General features: G+C 62.1%; 12 protein-coding genes and 1 pseudogene. 9 read left to right on the plus strand and 4 right to left on the minus strand.

All coding sequences use genetic code 11. The features are described from left to right. Window positions 1-676, minus strand: a pseudogene (locus tag WAW85_RS01235) (helix-turn-helix domain-containing protein); the annotation flags it as partial. Between the two features lie 636 nt (window positions 677-1,312). Between WAW85_RS01235 and WAW85_RS01240 the strand changes: the two are divergent. The 7 genes from WAW85_RS01240 (at window position 1,313) to WAW85_RS01270 (ending at window position 9,300) form a co-directional block, all read left to right on the plus strand. Next, a complete protein-coding gene (locus WAW85_RS01240) occupies window positions 1,313-2,386 on the plus strand; it encodes an NAD-dependent epimerase/dehydratase family protein (RefSeq protein ID WP_422557845.1) in 1,074 nt (357 codons plus the stop codon). 41 nt (window positions 2,387-2,427) lie between these two features. Then, window positions 2,428-2,919: a glycine-rich domain-containing protein gene (locus WAW85_RS01245; protein ID WP_422557846.1), complete on the plus strand. Its 492-nt coding sequence runs from the start codon at window positions 2,428-2,430 to the stop codon at window positions 2,917-2,919. Next, window positions 2,912-3,400 carry a VOC family protein gene (locus tag WAW85_RS01250; protein WP_422557847.1) on the plus strand — a complete coding sequence of 163 codons (489 nt, stop codon included), beginning with the start codon at window positions 2,912-2,914 and terminating at the stop codon, window positions 3,398-3,400. The genes WAW85_RS01245 and WAW85_RS01250 overlap by 8 nt, the downstream gene beginning before the upstream one ends. Next, window positions 3,372-4,421 (plus strand): UbiA family prenyltransferase, encoded by a 1,050-nt coding sequence (locus WAW85_RS01255; protein ID WP_422557848.1) that lies wholly within the window; start codon window positions 3,372-3,374, stop codon window positions 4,419-4,421. The genes WAW85_RS01250 and WAW85_RS01255 overlap by 29 nt, the downstream gene beginning before the upstream one ends. 44 nt (window positions 4,422-4,465) lie before the next feature. Next, window positions 4,466-5,167, plus strand: coding sequence for an ABC transporter ATP-binding protein (locus WAW85_RS01260; RefSeq protein ID WP_422557849.1), 702 nt, complete (start codon window positions 4,466-4,468; stop codon window positions 5,165-5,167). Window positions 5,168-5,502: 335 nt separating this feature from the next. Further along, entirely contained in the window at window positions 5,503-7,695 is a 2,193-nt protein-coding gene (locus WAW85_RS01265) for an FtsX-like permease family protein (RefSeq protein WP_422557850.1), read from the plus strand. Between the two features lie 243 nt (window positions 7,696-7,938). Continuing rightward, entirely contained in the window at window positions 7,939-9,300 is a 1,362-nt protein-coding gene (locus WAW85_RS01270; RefSeq protein ID WP_422557851.1) for a cytochrome P450, read from the plus strand. 39 nt (window positions 9,301-9,339) lie between these two features. Here the strand turns inward: WAW85_RS01270 and mqo are convergent, their stop codons facing one another. Beyond that, a complete protein-coding gene (gene mqo / locus WAW85_RS01275; RefSeq protein WP_422557852.1) occupies window positions 9,340-10,830 on the minus strand; it encodes a malate dehydrogenase (quinone) in 1,491 nt (496 codons plus the stop codon). Between the two features lie 86 nt (window positions 10,831-10,916). On the opposite strand from mqo, the gene WAW85_RS01280 reads away from it, so the two are divergent. Continuing rightward, window positions 10,917-11,828, plus strand: coding sequence for a LysR family transcriptional regulator (locus WAW85_RS01280; protein WP_422557853.1), 912 nt, complete (start codon window positions 10,917-10,919; stop codon window positions 11,826-11,828). Between the two features lie 15 nt (window positions 11,829-11,843). Here WAW85_RS01280 and WAW85_RS01285 read toward each other — a convergent pair whose 3' ends face one another. After that, window positions 11,844-12,401, minus strand: coding sequence for a class I SAM-dependent methyltransferase (locus WAW85_RS01285; RefSeq protein WP_422557854.1), 558 nt, complete (start codon window positions 12,399-12,401; stop codon window positions 11,844-11,846). Between the two features lie 455 nt (window positions 12,402-12,856). Between WAW85_RS01285 and WAW85_RS01290 the strand changes: the two genes are divergently transcribed. After that, the gene (locus WAW85_RS01290; RefSeq protein WP_422557855.1) at window positions 12,857-14,173 is read left to right on the plus strand and encodes a saccharopine dehydrogenase family protein; all 1,317 of its coding nucleotides are present in this window, start codon (window positions 12,857-12,859) and stop codon (window positions 14,171-14,173) included. A 130-nt stretch (window positions 14,174-14,303) separates the two neighbouring features. Here WAW85_RS01290 and WAW85_RS01295 read toward each other — a convergent pair. After that, window positions 14,304-16,115, minus strand: a 1,812-nt coding sequence (locus WAW85_RS01295; RefSeq protein WP_422557856.1) for an ATP-dependent DNA helicase, incomplete at its 5' end; no start/stop codon positions are given.

Raw genomic sequence — 16,115 nt, forward strand, 5'->3', positions numbered from 1 at the left:
CCCGTTGACCTGGACCAGCAACCCGCCGGCGCCGGTGATGTCGACCAGGCCGCTGTCCCAGCGGTCCACCCACGCCCGGGCCCCGGTCTCCGGGCAGGTCTCCCACTTGGCCTTCCCGCGGCGGGTCTCATCGATGCCCAGCACCCGCACCGGGGGCGGTTCACCGGCCAGGACCGGATCCGCGGTGGCGATCACCGCGTCATGGCAGGTGTTCCAGCTACAGCCATACGCGGCGGCGACGGCCTTGACCGAGCGGTCGTCGTCGAGGACCGCCAGGGCCATCTCCGCCTTGGCTCGCACCGTCACCCGAGCCCGCGGCGGGATCGACGGCGTCGACTCAGTGAATGACCTGCGTTCGCAGGAGGTGTTGGTGCACAACCATTTCCGCTTTCGCCACATGATCAGCGGCCGGTCCGCACCGATCTTGATGTCCCGGGGCCGAGTCGTGACCCAACCCCTCGACCGCGACGATCTGGTTCGGCAGTCCGGGCAGATCCCGACCCACTCGAGCGCTGTGCCCACCTCAACGATGCGGACATCGCCGTCATCGACTTGCACGGACTCCACGGTGATGCCGTCGAGTCCAAGCAGCAGGGAACCACTATTGTCAGACATGCTCGCGCCTTTGCTCTGGATGCGTAGAGAACACCCAGTTGACAAGGGCGCGAGCCCTCAATCAGTCACCGACACGAACCCAATCGGTCACACCAGACCCCCATCAAGTCGGAAGAGCCGTATACGTTGCGGCCGATGGTGAAAACAGCTATAAATAGCCGATGACGAGTCGCCCGGAGACACCGCTGAGTCGTTCGGCAACCGTTCGAACCGCCGCCGGTGCCCACGTGCTCTCGCTGCCCGATGGCGAGGAGGATCTCGCGCTGGTTCGCGGATATTCCCATGAGTTGGGGATTGCTGGCGTTATCTCAAGTAATAGTTACTGATCGTCAGCAATGGGCGGAGCCGCAGGCCGGCGCGCCGCGCGAAGCAAACGCAAGGCGTTCAAATATTGGTGTCAGCGACGTCACCAGAATTTCATATGATAGGAAGTGCCCTATCCGCAGCAACTGTTGAGGAGGTGATTTCATGGACAAGACTCAGGACGTACGTGCCGACGCAGCAGAAAATACCGTCGAGGACAAGACCGTAGCCGTTCCGACCATGTGCACCTAGGCCGGAGGCGCGCCTTGGTTATGCCGGAGTCCTTATGTTCCGGCATAACCAAGGATTTGCATTGAGCCGATAACTCTTGGATCGGTCATCCAGATTGACGACGTTTTGACCGTCAGGAAGGCGTGGGAAGGGGGCCATTAGGATGCCTCGCGCCGTTGTTTTGGGAGGTGGAGGATTCATTGGCAGCAACGTGACTCGCACACTCATCAACCGCGGTTGGGACGTCACAGTCGCGGGACTTGGCGCGCCCGCCATGACCCAGGAGCTTGGCAAGTTGGGCGCCAGTGTGCACAACTACCCTCGAGCCGACACCCAACAGTTACTAAAGTCGGTCGGGGACGGGGCAGATGCGTTCATCGATATCATCGCTTACCAGTCGCAAGATGCACGCCAATTAGAGATGCTTCGCGGGCTGGTCGGCTCTCTGGTGGTCATTTCGACCGGTGCGGTGTACTGCGGTCGCAGCGGGCGAACATTTTTCGGCAATTTCGACACTGCCGACCGGGACGCACCTGAACTGCTGCGAGAGTCCGATCCTACTGTGGCGCCCGATGATTCTTACTATGGCGGCGGGAAGGCAGCCGTCGAACACACCGTCCAAGAGCTCGGTATTGCACCGACGACCATCGTGCGGCCGTTTGCGGTGTTCGGGCCTGCCAGCAATGCAGCACGCGAGTGGTACTTCGTGAAGCGCGTTTTGGACCGGCGGCCGACGGTGACTCTCAGCGGTGGCGGCCGGCACAAATTCAATCGGTGCTCAGTCGACAACCTCGCCGAGATCGTGGCGCTGGCGTGCGAGCAACCCAAGGATCGCACGATCAACGCCGCCGACCACGACCCCGCTGATGTACGCGACATTGCGCGTGAGGTTGCCGACATCCTTGACTGGACGTGGACCGAGATTCTCTGGCCAGGTGAGCCTCCCTCGCCAGTTATCGGTTACACGCCCTGGTCGACACCGGCCCGTCTGATCGCCGACATGTCCGCGGCCTCTACAGAGCTTGGCTATCGCCCCGTCACGACGTGCCGAAAGACGTTGGAAGAGACAGTGATGTGGCTCAAGGACTACATTCCTGACCCTGGCTCCTGGGAGGAAAAGCTTCCCGGATATGTAGCGCGCAACGGTCGGCACACCTTTTCCTATGCCGAAGAAGATTCGTTCATTCGATGGCTGGCAGGTCCAAAGGACAGTGGTTTTCGACCTAGCAACGAATAACTGCCGGTGACGAACGCCGAGAAGTGAGAGGAGTCATTACGATGTGCGGTGACGGCCCCGAACCACCGCCTGTGCCGGGCGGTGTGCTCGATGAGGAACGACACCCCGAGCGCTACCGGATATCCGAGCTGGACGCCGTTCAAACTTACATAGCTGCAATCGATTTCGGTCCGTTACGGTCGAAACTGTGCGCGTCGCCCGGGCAGGAAGGAGGCCTAGGGTGGACTCGCGCGAAAGCCGCCGCCGTGGAGGACCAGTACAAGAATTGGCTGTATCTCCGACGAAAGTACGACGGGGACAAACTTCCGCCGTCGCCGGATATTGATCAGTTCTGGCATGCGCACATGCTCGACACTCGTGCCTATCACCGCGACTGCGCCCGAATCTTCGGTACCTATCACCACCACTTCCCTTACTTCGGAGCCCGCGGCAGCCAAGACCGCGCGGAACTGATGCGCGCGTGGGAGCGCTGCCTGGCCCTTTATGAGCTCGAGTTCGGCGAACCGATCTACCAGGTCGGCGACAATGGTTGAGCTGCAACAGAAAGCAGGCGTTCAGCTAGGCCATGTCGGCATCAACGTTCCAGACCTGGCTCTTGCCGTCGCCTTGTTCACCGATACCCTCGGATTCGATTTGGTGTGGTCGTCGTCCCTGTCCGATGGCGACGGCGACGGGATGGCGCGCTGGTTCGGGCTTGCCCAAGACGCCTCGGTCCAGTTCGCTTTCGTCGGGTCATCCGCGAACGACGTCTACATCGAGTTGCTCCAATGGACAACGGGTTTAACCGCACCGGATCATGCACTGTGCGATCCAGGGGGGCGCCATCTAGCGCTGTGGGTGGCGGACTTGCCCACGACGATCCGGGATCTGCACGCGGCGGGCTGCCACGTGTACCAACCACATCCTGCGGGTTACGTGTACGCCAAAACCGACTGGGGACTGTATCTCCAGCTCATGCCAATCAAGGCCGACGGGAAGGATAACGGTGACCCCGCAGCACCCCTCGGAACGTAGGAATGAGAACTCGGTCACCCCATGGATCGGGGTACTCAAGATCAGCCGTGTTCCGTTCTGGTTTCTGTGGACCAGCCCATTATTGATCGGCTACCTCGGATCCGCGCACGACTACGGCGCCCACCATGTGGCGTGGTTCGTGCTCGTAATGGCCGGCGTATGGACCGGCGATGCTGTGGCGTCGATACACAATGAGCTGGTCGACCGCGAAGAAGATGCCATTAACCAACCCGAACGGTCGGTATTGCTGGCGTCGATGCGGCAGCAGACTCTGTGGTTCATGGTGTTCGTCGGGTACGTCTCACTGGCTGTGGGTGCGGTTGCCTTCGCCGTCGCGGTGGGTTGGCTGCCGGCGTTAGTCGTCTCCCTCGGCGCTTTGGCTGCGCCGCTGTACAATTGGGGTCCGCGATTCAAGCGTCGCCCACCTATGCCGCAGATTGTTTTCGCCTGGGTGGCGTTCTGTGAAACCACCGGCGGCTGGTTGCTCAACGCGCCCCTGTCCACTCTGACACCGGCAGTGGCAGTGGTAGCGCTTTTCATCGCTGTCGCGTCAGTTGCCAAGGATCTGCCCGATGCCGAGGGCGACGAAGCGGTCGGCGCCGCAAGCGTGTTTAGCATCCGCAATGCGCGCGTGCGCCGCTCGATACTCATCGCTATCCACGTGAGCCCATATCTTTTGCTTGTGGCTCTGATCTCAGGAGGCATCGTACCGAAAACGATGTTGTGGGTGTGTACCCTGTTGCCCGCAGCCTTGGCAATCGTCTGGCTCGGTGAGCGCGCAGCGACTCAAGCGGCGAAAGTCTTAACCTACGAACTGGCCTACTTGTACGTTCATGTGTTTCTCCTCGGGCTCTTGATCGCTGGCTGGCCCAGCCTGCTTAACGTGACCGTCGCGGTCGTGATGCTCGTCGCGCGCTTGGCTGCCGTAGCCGCGCGTCTGGAGCCCCGATTCGTGGGCGAACACGTGACTTTGAGGGCTGGTGTGCGCGACCTTTTCCGAAAGCCCGCGCCTTCAACTTAGTTCGGCCCGCTTTCTGAAAGCAGAGTCGGAGAAGGAGTTATCGCATGACCGCTGACGTCGTGATCGAGGGCCGTGGGCTGAGTCGAGAGTTCAGTTTCGGAGAAGAGAAGGTCACCGCTCTGCACACGATGGACATCGACATCCTGGCCGGGTCGATGACAGCCATCGTGGGGAAGAGCGGGAGCGGCAAGACCACGCTGTGCAATCTCTTGTCCGGTGTGGACCGCCCGACGACAGGAACGGTGCGGTTACTTGGCCACGACCTCAGGTCCCTGGGAGACGCGGCCATGTCACGCCTGCGCGCCAACCGAATCGGCTTCGTACTGCAAAAGGACAACCTGGTTCCCTGGTTGACTATCGAGGAGAATGTGGCGGCTCCTCTGATATTCGGTGGAATGAAACGTAAAGCGGCACTTGCTCGTGCAGCGGAATACCTGGAATTGACCGGGCTAAGTCATCGAGCAAAGTCGTGGCCGTCGCTGGTCTCTGGCGGGGAGGCCCAGCGTGCAGCGGTTGCGCGCGCGTGCGTTGGCGAACCCGCCGTCGTGTTTGCTGATGAGCCCACTGGTGCTCTTGATCGCCAAAACGGTGACCGCGTCAAGGAGCTGTTCTGGTCCCTGATTCGTGAGCGGAAAACCGCCGGCGTACTCATCACCCACGACATGGATCTGGCTGACGACGCCGACGTGGTGTTGCATATCAGCGATGGCCGTCTTGTCGGCGAAGATCAGTCGACCCGCGGATGAGCAAATGGCGCGGGCAGTCGGCGGTGCTTGTTGCCTCTGCTCTGGTGCGCAGCTATCTGCGGCGGCCCGTCCGTCTGGCCGCAGCGTTCGCTGGCGGGGTCGGCGGCGTCTTGTTGACCACCGCAGTCCTGATGATCGCGGTGCCGGTGATCCTGTCCACTCGGGTGCCGCCGATCGACTTCATTGCCCGCGACGTCATTGCGGTGGCCGCTGACGCCCCGGTTGGCATGTCGAGCGCCTTGACCGAGCGGGTCATCCAAGGGTCCGGGGCGCTTGCACATTCGCGACTGGTCACGGCGAATACGACTGCCCGCACGGCGGCGGGGTTTGCGCCGGTGGTAGTCGTCGGCGTGGATCAGGGTTTGCCGTCGATGTTGGACAGCGATTCGCTGCGTTCGGTCGCCGCCAGTCATCCGTTGGCCCCCGGCATGGCGTACATGTCACGCGAATGGGCGACGCGTAGCGGCTTTAAAGTGGGTGACAAAGTTGAGGTGAATGCTCCGGGCGGGGTGGTGACGTGGGAAGTTGCGGCACTGCTGGACAGTGACTTTGCCAATCACGGCGCGGCGATCGTGGTTCCTGCTGCCGCGGTGGAGGTGGCATTCGATCGTGGTGCGTCGACCGATGTGCTGCTACTTCGTGGCGACACGGCCCAGATCAGCGCGCGCATCGTCTCGCTGGTGGACGGCGCTGCGCAAGTAACCTCACCGGATTCCATCTTCGCTAGTTACAATCGCATCTTCCGTACGCCGCTCATGCTGGTGAGCCTTTTCGCCGCAATCGCGGTGCTCACAGGGGCCGTCGTAGTCTTCTTGACTTGGCGACTCGCTCTGGGTGAGGCCCGACCGACGCTGTCGCGGCTGCGGCTACTCGGCGCGCGCACTGGCGATCTGGTAGTCGGCTCAGGTTTAGTGCTCGTTCCCATCCTGCTAGTCACGTATGTGGTCGGCGCAGCGATCGGCGTCGTACTAGGTAGAGAACTGTCGTCATTTCGCCAACAGATCACGAACTTCACCGGTCAAGCGTTTGAGCAGCCCGTGAACTACGCACTGCCGTTGTCTGGAGCTTTCATTGCCGCGGTGGCGATGTTCGCCTTCGCTTGGCTGACTGGGGTGTTTCAGCTGCGGGCTGTGGCGCCAATAGATGCGATCAGCGGGCGCGACGAAACAGTGATCCGTCCTTCGGCCATCCGGTGGCCGTTGCTTGGGGGTGCGACGAGTTTGATCGCATCGGCGATTATCGTTCGGATGAACCCGGGTCCTGTGTTGGGCTTGGCCGTCATTCTCCTGTTTATTGGTCTGGCGCTGCTAGCCGCAGTGCTTCCGGTACTTGCCGGTACTGCGCTTCGTACCGCGTCCTCCGGGGCTTCGGGATTGATGATCGGCCGCCAGCTGGAGGTAGAGTGGCGCCGAAATGCCGCATTGGCCATCACCTTTGCGGTAGCACTGCTGACGTCGATCACCATGTCCGGCACCGCAGACAGCATGCGATCGGACATCGATGCGGCGGTCCAGCGACTTACCGGCGGACAGTTGTATGTAGTCGCGGCGCCAGTCGGTAGCAATTTCGGCAGCGAAACCTTCGGCCCGCAGGTGCGCGATGAGATTGCCGCGGTAGCCGGTGTGGCGGCCACCGATACCTTCGCCTACACCAACGTGACGATCAACGGTGGCCGCTACCGAGTGGAGAGCCTCGGTGGTGACGTGGCACGTTTCACCGATATCCACTTCGATTCAGCGCCCGATGGTGGCGTCGAGCGGGATGATCTCAACGAGATGCTCCACGGTAACAACGTCGCCATATCGTCGAACTTTGCGCGCACACAGAAGCTCAAAGTCGGCTCCACGGTTGATATCCCGGTGGCCGATGGCCATCAGAGTGCGCGGGTCGTTGCCGTCATCGACGACTCGACCTCGGATGGTGGCATGATCGTGCTCGGCTCGGATCTATATCGTCAGGTAGCAGGCACCTCATGGATTTACGCCATAGGTTTGGTGTTGACGCCAGGCGTCGACGTGACAGACATGACCGGCAACCTGTCGAATATCGTCAAGACCCGCTATCCACGAGCGGAAGTGGTGTCCGCGGAACAGTACCGCAGCAGTTTAGGATCGAACTTAAGTCGACTGATGAGTTCTTTCATCGTCTTCGCTTGGGTGATGTACGTGGTCGCGGCTGTCGTCGGCGCCGCGACACTGTCCTCCAGCATCGCGATTCGCGCCCGGGGAATCAGCCTGACACGGCTGATCGGCGGTGACCGCAACTCCTTGCGGAAACTGCTCGGCGCCGAGGCGCTGATCACCGTCGTCATCGCCTGGGCGGTCGCCGTAGCGGGCGCCGCGGTCGGCACCCGTGCGTTGATCGGCGTGCAGTCGATCGCCAGTGGTCTGCTCCCGCCCATTCGCACGCCGTATTCAATGGTCATGGGAAGTCTACCGTTGGCGGTGTTTGCTGCAGCGGCTGCAGTGACGGTGGCGCGTCGTTCACTCGGCCATCGGCCCTTGGCGGAAACACTTGCCGACGAATGATGACTTCTGGGAGTGCCGCGCGGCTGTTCATCCATTTCGGTGGCGGGCCATCCCCGCTGCGCGAGTTCGCAGATAGAGGTAATGGAATGCTCAGTTCATGCTGACGTCGTTTCACCAGCGCTATCGCTGGGCGATTCCCGGCGGCTGGGGGCGGCGACACGCGTCGGCGTTCTCCTGCACAGTTCAGGCGGGTTTGCCGATAGTATTGCGGTCCCATCGGCCGCGGTCCTTGGTTGCAGCGTCATGACGGCTGGCCCCGCCGAGCGACAAACGGCCATCGATCGATTGGAGCACTGGCGCGATGGTCCTCGTCGACAGCGGTTGCACGGACTCCCGGCTGGCCCACGACTCCCGGAGCTAGTTCAAACACTGGGGTTGTGGACCGCCCGACCACAATTCTTGCGTTGGGCGCACAGCCGCTACGGTGATGTCTTCACCGTCCGAGACGCACCTGTCGGTCAGGCAGTCGTGTTGTGCAATGCCGACCACGTTCAGCAGGTGTTGCGCGGAGACCCGGAGATTTTTCGTGCCGGTGAGGGCAACGCCGCACTTCGTCCCATTGTTGGGCGCCGGTCAGTCATCACATTGGACGAACCGGCGCACAGGAGTGCCCGACGACGAATGACGCCGGCCTTTCACGGCGATCGCGTTGCCCCCATGGTCGCCACGATGTCTGATCTAGCCGCCCGCGAAGTGTCGACATGGCCAGTGGGACAAGACTTCGCGCTGCTTCACCGCACGCAGAAGCTAAGTATGGATTTCATCGTCGGGATCGTCCTGGGCGTCGAGGGTGCCCGCGCCGCGCAATTCGGTGACGCGGTGCGCCACGCGATGCCACTCGACGCCCGCGATATGTCGTTGTGGTTATGGCCCGGCTTGGGCCGATACTGGCCGTGGCGCAGGACGATCGCGAACATGGATCGCGCTGATCAGATACTTTACGACGAAATCGCCGCACGCCGCCGCGATCCGTTCCGGGCGCAGCGAGCGGATGTGCTGTCGATGCTGCTCGACGGGGACCAGGACGACGATGAACTGGTCCGGGATGAACTGGTGACCCTCCTGATGACCGGACATGAGACGACAGCCGTCGCGATCGCGTGGATGTTCGAGCGGCTGCTTCGTCACCCCGATGCACTGGATCGGGTTCTATCTGGCCTCGACGATCCTAGCGATCCGTACCGGGACGCCGTCATCAAGGAGACGCTGCGCCTGCGGCCCGCCATCCATAATTTGATGCGCCGGATCAGCAAGCCCCTGGAAGTCGCTGGATATCATTTGCCTGAGGGAACGATCCTCATGCCCGCGATCGGGGTCTTGCACACCGACGAGCGATTTTGGGGCGAGGACGCCGGGATGTTCAGACCGGAACGATGGCTGGAGACCACTGCCGCGAATCCGGCATGGGTGCCATTCGGCGGTGGAGCCAGGCGTTGCCTTGGAGCGATTTTTGCCCATACGGAGATGTCCGTGGTGTTGCGGACGGTCCTCAGAATGGTTGAGTTACAACCGGATCGCTCGGGTGACGAAACACCCAAGATGCACCATGCTGTTGTCATTCCCTCTCGCGGAGCCCGGATTCGCGTGATTCGCCGACTGGCCTGAAGTGGCCGCTCGGGCGGTTCTGCTCAACGGCTTCAGGGCTTAGGAAAGTTCAAGTATGTCGGCGGTTTCTCGCAGCGAGGCATCCAAAGTGGCTTGATCGTTGTCTACCGGCGTCTGCACGCCCGGCATCAAGGCGGTAAGCATCGGCAGCCACCGACCGTAATCCTTGGGGAAGCAGCGCCGGAGTAGGTCCACCATGATCGCCGGGGCTGTCGACGCGCCGGGCGACGCGCCTAGCAGGCCGGCGATGGTTCCTTCGGCCCCGGTGACGAGTTCAGTGCCGAACGTCAATATGCCCACGCGCTGAGGATCGGGTTTGACCAACTGTGCGCGTTGGCCCGCCTGTATCGGATACCAGTCCGCCATGTGAGCAGCCGGGTAGAAGCGCTGAAGTTGCGCAAATTTGCGCCGACGCGTGGAAAGGAGCTCCTTGATCAAGAAAGTCACCAGAGACAGGTTCTGCACGCCTGCCGCGACTAGCACCTTGAGGTTATGCAACCGTAGGGTGGTGAAGAGGTCGATCAGTCGCCCGTAGCGAAGCAGCTTCGTGCTGAAGGTGGCATACGGGCCGAACATCAGGGACGTCTGTCCGTCTACAACGCGCTGATCGAGATGGGGCACCGACATCGGGGGAGCGCCGAGGGCAGCTTGGCTGTACACCTTTGCGCGGTGTCGCTCGACGACTGCTGGGTTGTCAGTGCGCAAGAACTGGGCTCCAAAGGGAAACACCGCGTACCCGCGCACTTCTGGCAGCTTGGCCTTCTGAAGCAATTTGAGCGCGTATCCACCAGCTCCGACAAAGACGAACCTGGTCCGGACTGAAAACCGTTGTTTCGTCTGCCGGTCGCGTCCGCTCACCGACCAAAGTCCGTCGGCGTCGCGGCGCAGCGACGTGACTTCATGCCGCATTTTGAGCACGGCGCCTGATGTCGCCATGGTCTGGGCCAGCGATACAGTGAGCGACCCGAAGTCGACGTCTGTACCGGCCGCGTATCGTGTGGCCGCAATGGGTTCCTGCGTGGACCGGCCGTCCATGAGTAGAGGCGCCCAATCCGCAATGACGTTCGGATCGTCAGTGAATTCCATGGCCGAGAACATTGGAATAGCACGTAATGTGCCGTAGCGCTGGCGTAGATAACTGACGTCGCGCGCACCAAACACGATGTCCATATGCGGGGCTGGGTTTACGAAATGGGAAGGTTCGCGTAGATCACCTGATGTCACCAGGGCCGCCCAGAGCTGCCTGGACAGATGGAACTGTCGGGCGATGTGGAGAGGCTTCGTCGCGTCGGCGGTGTCTGCCATATAGTTCAGTTCGCAGAAACCTGAATGCCCAGTACCCGCGTTGTTCCAAGCATTAGAACTCTCACTGGCCAATTCCTCCATCCGCTCAAAGAGCGTGACCGACCAGTCCGGCTGCAGCTTGGAAATGAGTGCGCCTAGCGTCGTGGACATGATGCCGCCACCTATAAGGACGACGTCAAGTACGGCCGATTTAGTGGACTCACTCGCAGGTCCGATGCTGTTCATTCGATCCTCCTCGTTGCGACATCCGTAGCGTTGCACGGTCCAACTAATCCGTCCAATGTTTGTTACGGTGCGATAGCATTGCATTTATGGATGAGTTGTCACCGTCGCGTCTAGGGACGTTGATTCCGCTCCTTGCGGCATTCGACGCGGCCGCGCGTGACGAACACATCACTCACGCAGCCGATCTGCTCGGCATTCCGCAGTCTTCACTCAGTCGTCGCATCAAGACCGTCGAGCAACTACTGGGTGTGCAATTGTTTCACCAGGTGGGTAGACGCGTCGCGCTGACCGCGAGCGGTCGTGACCTCTACGAACGCACCAACGGGCTAGTGCGTGAACTGGGTCAAGCGGTGGACGCTGTGGTGGGCGATGCCGATCCCGACGGCGGTCTTGTGCGGTTCGGCTTTCCTCTGTCGCTTGGGCCGGTCAGCGTAGCTGCTATGATCGCGGACTTCTCGGCCCGCGCACCTCGAATACGCATGCAACTCGTGCAAGCTCACGGTAACGCGCTCGTCGAGATGGTCAACGACGGGCGACTCGACCTCGCGGTAATGATCCCGGCACCTGCCGATATGCCCGCCACTGTGATCAGCGAACAACGCATCCACCTGTTCGTCAGACGCGACCATTCGCTCGCGTCTCTGAAGCAGGTCGGTATCGAGGAGCTTTCCAACGAAGTGTTCGTCGCAAATCCGCCTACTTATCACCTTCGGAAGCTTCTTCAAGCATGGTGTAGTGAAGCTAACTTTATGCCCCGGGTCAGTTTCGAAATCACCGAATTCGAGACATTGCGCGCCTTCGTTGCGCACGGCCTAGGCATTGCACTGCTGCCAGAAGCCGAAGTGCCACACCCAGACCTGATCAGCGTTCCTCTTGCCGGCAATCGGAATCGATCGATCGGGTTGGTGTCTAGTCCCTACCCGCCCACGGCGCCTGCCCGGCGGTTTCGACTCCACGTCGCTAATTCGGCGAGGAATTATCTGCATGCCGGAAAGTGACCCACTTAAGTTTGGTTATGCCGTGAAGCGAGCGAAGTAGCCGAGTGCGGACCCAAGCCGACGATCGAATCTCAAGCCGGCTTGGTGCGCGCGGCGGGAGACGGAGCCAAATGGTATGAAGTGCACGTCGGCGCTCAGAAGGCTTTCGCCGACCACCAAGCGGCCGCCGGGACGGAGCACCCGCTTGAACTCACGGAAGGCGGCGTCCTGATCTGGGATTTCGCCGATGACCTCGGACAGGTATACCCCGTCGAAAGAGTTGTCGCCGAAAGGAAGTCCGCCACCATCGCTCAGGGTGGGCCGTAAGTTAGAGAGCCCTCGCTGCCGCGCCTGCTCGAGAGTGTGATTGAGCATCGCCTGCTGGACATCGACGAGGTCGAGCGTTCCCTCTCCAAGGGCTTCAGCCACTGGAAGCGCATAGTAACCCAGTCCCGGGCCTATCTCGAGGAGTTGTTCACCAGGCCTCGGCTCGAGAATCTCCAGAAGCCGCTCGCGGCCAATCAGCGGGTGCCGCAAGAAGAACTTGAGCGTGTACGGGAAGGGAGTCGGGTTGCGTCGCCAGCCGTAAGCCACGGCGAGGCTAGCCGAGGCTGCGCCCACGGCGACGGCTGCTAGCTGCCCGGTTCCCGGACGCACAAGATCACGAACCGTTATACCTCTTCTGTTCAACAATTTTCGAGGTCTCAGAGTCGTCAAATCAGTCATGCCGGACACCGTAGCGGTGAGTATGCACCTTGACCAGATCGACGGCGAGATGAATGTGCAACCGTAGCTTTCACTCGGTTGACGTCGTAGCCTGCGTTAGTCCTAAATTGCCGGTTATCCACTCGCCGCATGCTTGGCTGAGGGAGTCACCATCAACCTTGGTACGAAGCCAGGATCGTGCCGCGTGGCGTCTCAGCTGGACACTACGGACACTCGCTAGACGCTGTCGGTCTCGACGAAACAATGCGCAACTACTGTTGCCTGGCGCATCCCAGGAGGAAAGAATGTCTACTGGGGGCGATGAACACAACCGACGGCAACGCATGAGTCCTGAGCGCAACAACGCCTCTCTAGCGCCAGACCTGTACGAACGCCGAAACTCCGGTCGGGAGTTCGACATTGTGCTCTTCGGTGCGTCGGGGGTTGTAGGGAAACTGACCGCGAGCTATCTTTCGAACTCCGGATCGGAAGCGCGCATAGCCTTAGCTGGGCGATGTCCGGAGAAGTTGGCTCGTGTGCGATCGTCACTTGGTCGATCAGCTCACGACTGGCCAATCATCGTCGCTGACGCAACGCAACCAGCCTCCATCATCGACATGGCACGTCGTACGCAGGTCGTCTTGAGTACCGTTGGCCCCTATCTGCTTTACGGCATGCCACTTGTTCAAGCATGCGCAGAAGAGGGGACGGACTACGCCGATCTGACCGGCGAGACAATGTTCATCCGCCGTAGTATCGATCGTCTGCACGGCATAGCCGTCGCCTCAGGAGCTCGGATCCTTCATTCGTGCGGGTTCGATTCATTGCCGTCCGACCTCACGGTGTATGCCTTGAATGCGCGAAGCCGAAGCGACGGAGCAGGAAATCTGACCAGAACCGACATGGTGATGCTGACACCGCCGGTAGCGGTCTCCGGAGGAACGATTGCCTCAGGCATCGAGATGCTGCGGCAGTTGGCTGACGATCCGGATGCTCGAAGGCATCTCGCTGATCCCTATACCTTGAGCCCCAACAGGCAGGCGGAACCAGGCCTCGGTGATCAGCCCGACATCCGTTGGGGCAGAGGGATACGCATTGCACCAGAACTCGAAAGGCGCTGGACGGGCGCCTTTCCGATGGCGCTAATGAACACCCGCATTGTCCGCCGTACCAATGCCCTCCTCGGATACGAGTATGGACGTGAGTTCGCCTATGCCGAGCACATATTAATGAACGATTCCGCGGTCGCTCCGGTGATGGCCGCCTTAGTGACCGCAGGCTTCTCTACTATGTACGATCTCGGCACGCGCTACATGAACCGCGTGCCTCGATCACTTATTGAGCGGATAGCTCCGCCCCCAGGCACTGGTCCGGGCGAAGACATTCGTGAGAACAGTGGATACCGACTTCACACCTACACGACCACAGCAAGCGGCATTCGCTACCGCGCGTCGATGTCGCAGCGCGGAGACCCAGGCTATAAGGCCACGTCGGCGCTTTTCGGTGAGTGCGGCCTGGCCTTGGCCACCGCGCGCGATCAGCTGTCCGACCTTCGTGGTGTCTTGACTCCAGCTGCAGCCATGGGCGACGTGTTGTTGAGCAGATTAGCGCGAGCGGGTGCAACGCTAGAGATCGAACAGCTGCCAGGAACTGAGGCGTGATCCCAACGTCGACTACGGGCTGAAGGCGGTCGAGCGTAGTGCTCCAAGTGCTGCGGGAGGACCACACCGACCGGTCTTATGCTGGTGGTGAAGACAGCCCACGGCCAGGGGAGATGCGTCGTGTGTCGGGTCAAAGGCTGAGGTCGTAGCCTTGGTCGCGTTCGCGGCTGCGGCCTCGGCCGCGGTGTAGGCCGAGGCTGCGGTCCAGCACTCGATTGCGTTGGGCACGTTGGGTTTTCTGATAGTTGGTGTGCCGTCGGGTGAGGGCGGCGTGGTGTTCGGCGACCAGGTTGGCCACCAGCTCGGGAAGCTGCTCGGCGGAGGTGTCGGCGGCAGTCTGGTGGGCGGTGCGGGCGGGTTCGTCGCGGCCGACGATCTGGCGCAACATGCGGGCGGCCTGGGCTGGGCCGCCACGCTGGGCCACGTGCACCCCCTCGGCGGCCTGTTCGTCACGGTGCTGGTGGTCGGCCTCCCCGATCGTGCGCTCATAGAGGTAGACCTCGTTGGTGTCGCGGCCACGGGTCATCGCCACGTACGCCAGATTGCGGGTGGTGGTGTCGGCGACGACGGCCCGACAGCTGTCGGCGGTGACCCCTTGGGCCGAGTGCACGGTAACGGCATGCCCGAGCTGCACCTGGCTCTTGAGGTAGTCGCCCTCGAGTACCGCGACCGCGCCGTCGCCGAGTCGCCGGGCGGCGATGCGGGGGTGTTCGACACTGTCGTCGACCTTGAGTACCTGCCAGCGTTGCCCGTTGCGCACCGGAGCCTCCGGCAGTCGCCGAGTTTCCTTACCTACCCGGTCGTACACCTCGACGGTCGCGTCGTTGAGCCGAGTCAGGATCACGTCCCCCACCCCGACCTGGTGTCCGCGCGCGGCGGTGACGGTGGTGGTGTCGCGACCCGTACGGGTCCGCTGTTCGGTGATCTGGTCGTGGATGCGCCGGTTGAGGGCGTCGGTCGTCTCGGTGGTGTCGGCGATCAGCAACGCGTCCCGGCCGGCTGCGACGTCGCCCTGGTGGGCTTCTAGGGCGTCGGCGGCCATGGTGACCTGATCCCCACAATGGAGGCGGTCGTGGTCGCGGTACCAGCCGACGGCGCGGCGCACCGGCGCCGGCCCACCCTGGCCCAACGCCAACGACGCCGACCGCTCACCGGGGTCGTGCATGCGCCACACCTCGGTCAACCGTTGGGCCCAGGGCAGCTCCTCGCACAGTTGGGTGAACATCCCGCCGCGGGCCTTCACCGGCGCCAACTGACGGGGGTCACCGACCATCACCGTCTTCACCCCCGCGGTGGTCGTGTGGGTGAGCAGAGCACGCCAGTGGTGGGTGCCAACCATCCCGGCTTCGTCGACCACCACCACGTCGAACGGATCCAACCTCAGCCGCCCGTCGGCCAACCGCGCCAGGGCTGCGTGCATCGTGAACCCCTCGCTCGCAGCACCTTCGGCGACGGCGACGTCCACGGCCTTGCCGGTCGGTGCGATCACGATCACCGTTCCCCGACGCTGGCGTTCCACCAAGGCCCGCAGGGCGCGCATGGAGGTGGTCTTCCCGGCGCCGGCCGGCGCGGACAACGGCTGCACCAACTGGGGGCTGGCCGCGATCGCGGTCACCGCGGCGTGCTGCTGCACCGACAGCCCCAACGCCTCCGGGGTGTCGAACTCGCGGACCCAGCACGCGTTGCGCAGGCTGGTCTCGTCGACCATGTCGAACACCCGGCGTTCCTCGGCCAGGATCAGGTCCACGGTGAACCGTTCGGTGCCTTCGCGTTGATGCGCCAACCGCGGCCCGGTCAACCGCATGGCGACTGCGTCGACGCACTCCTCGATGACCTGGCGCGGCATCATCGCGCCACCCTCCGCCGCGGCCACGCCAGGGGTGTCGGCCATCAGGGGCAGCTGCGCGCCGATCACCTCGACCAGGTCCGCGCGGGTCAACGC

This window comes from Gordonia sp. (in: high G+C Gram-positive bacteria) (assembly GCF_049299075.1).
Taxonomy (GTDB): domain Bacteria; phylum Actinomycetota; class Actinomycetes; order Mycobacteriales; family Mycobacteriaceae; genus Gordonia.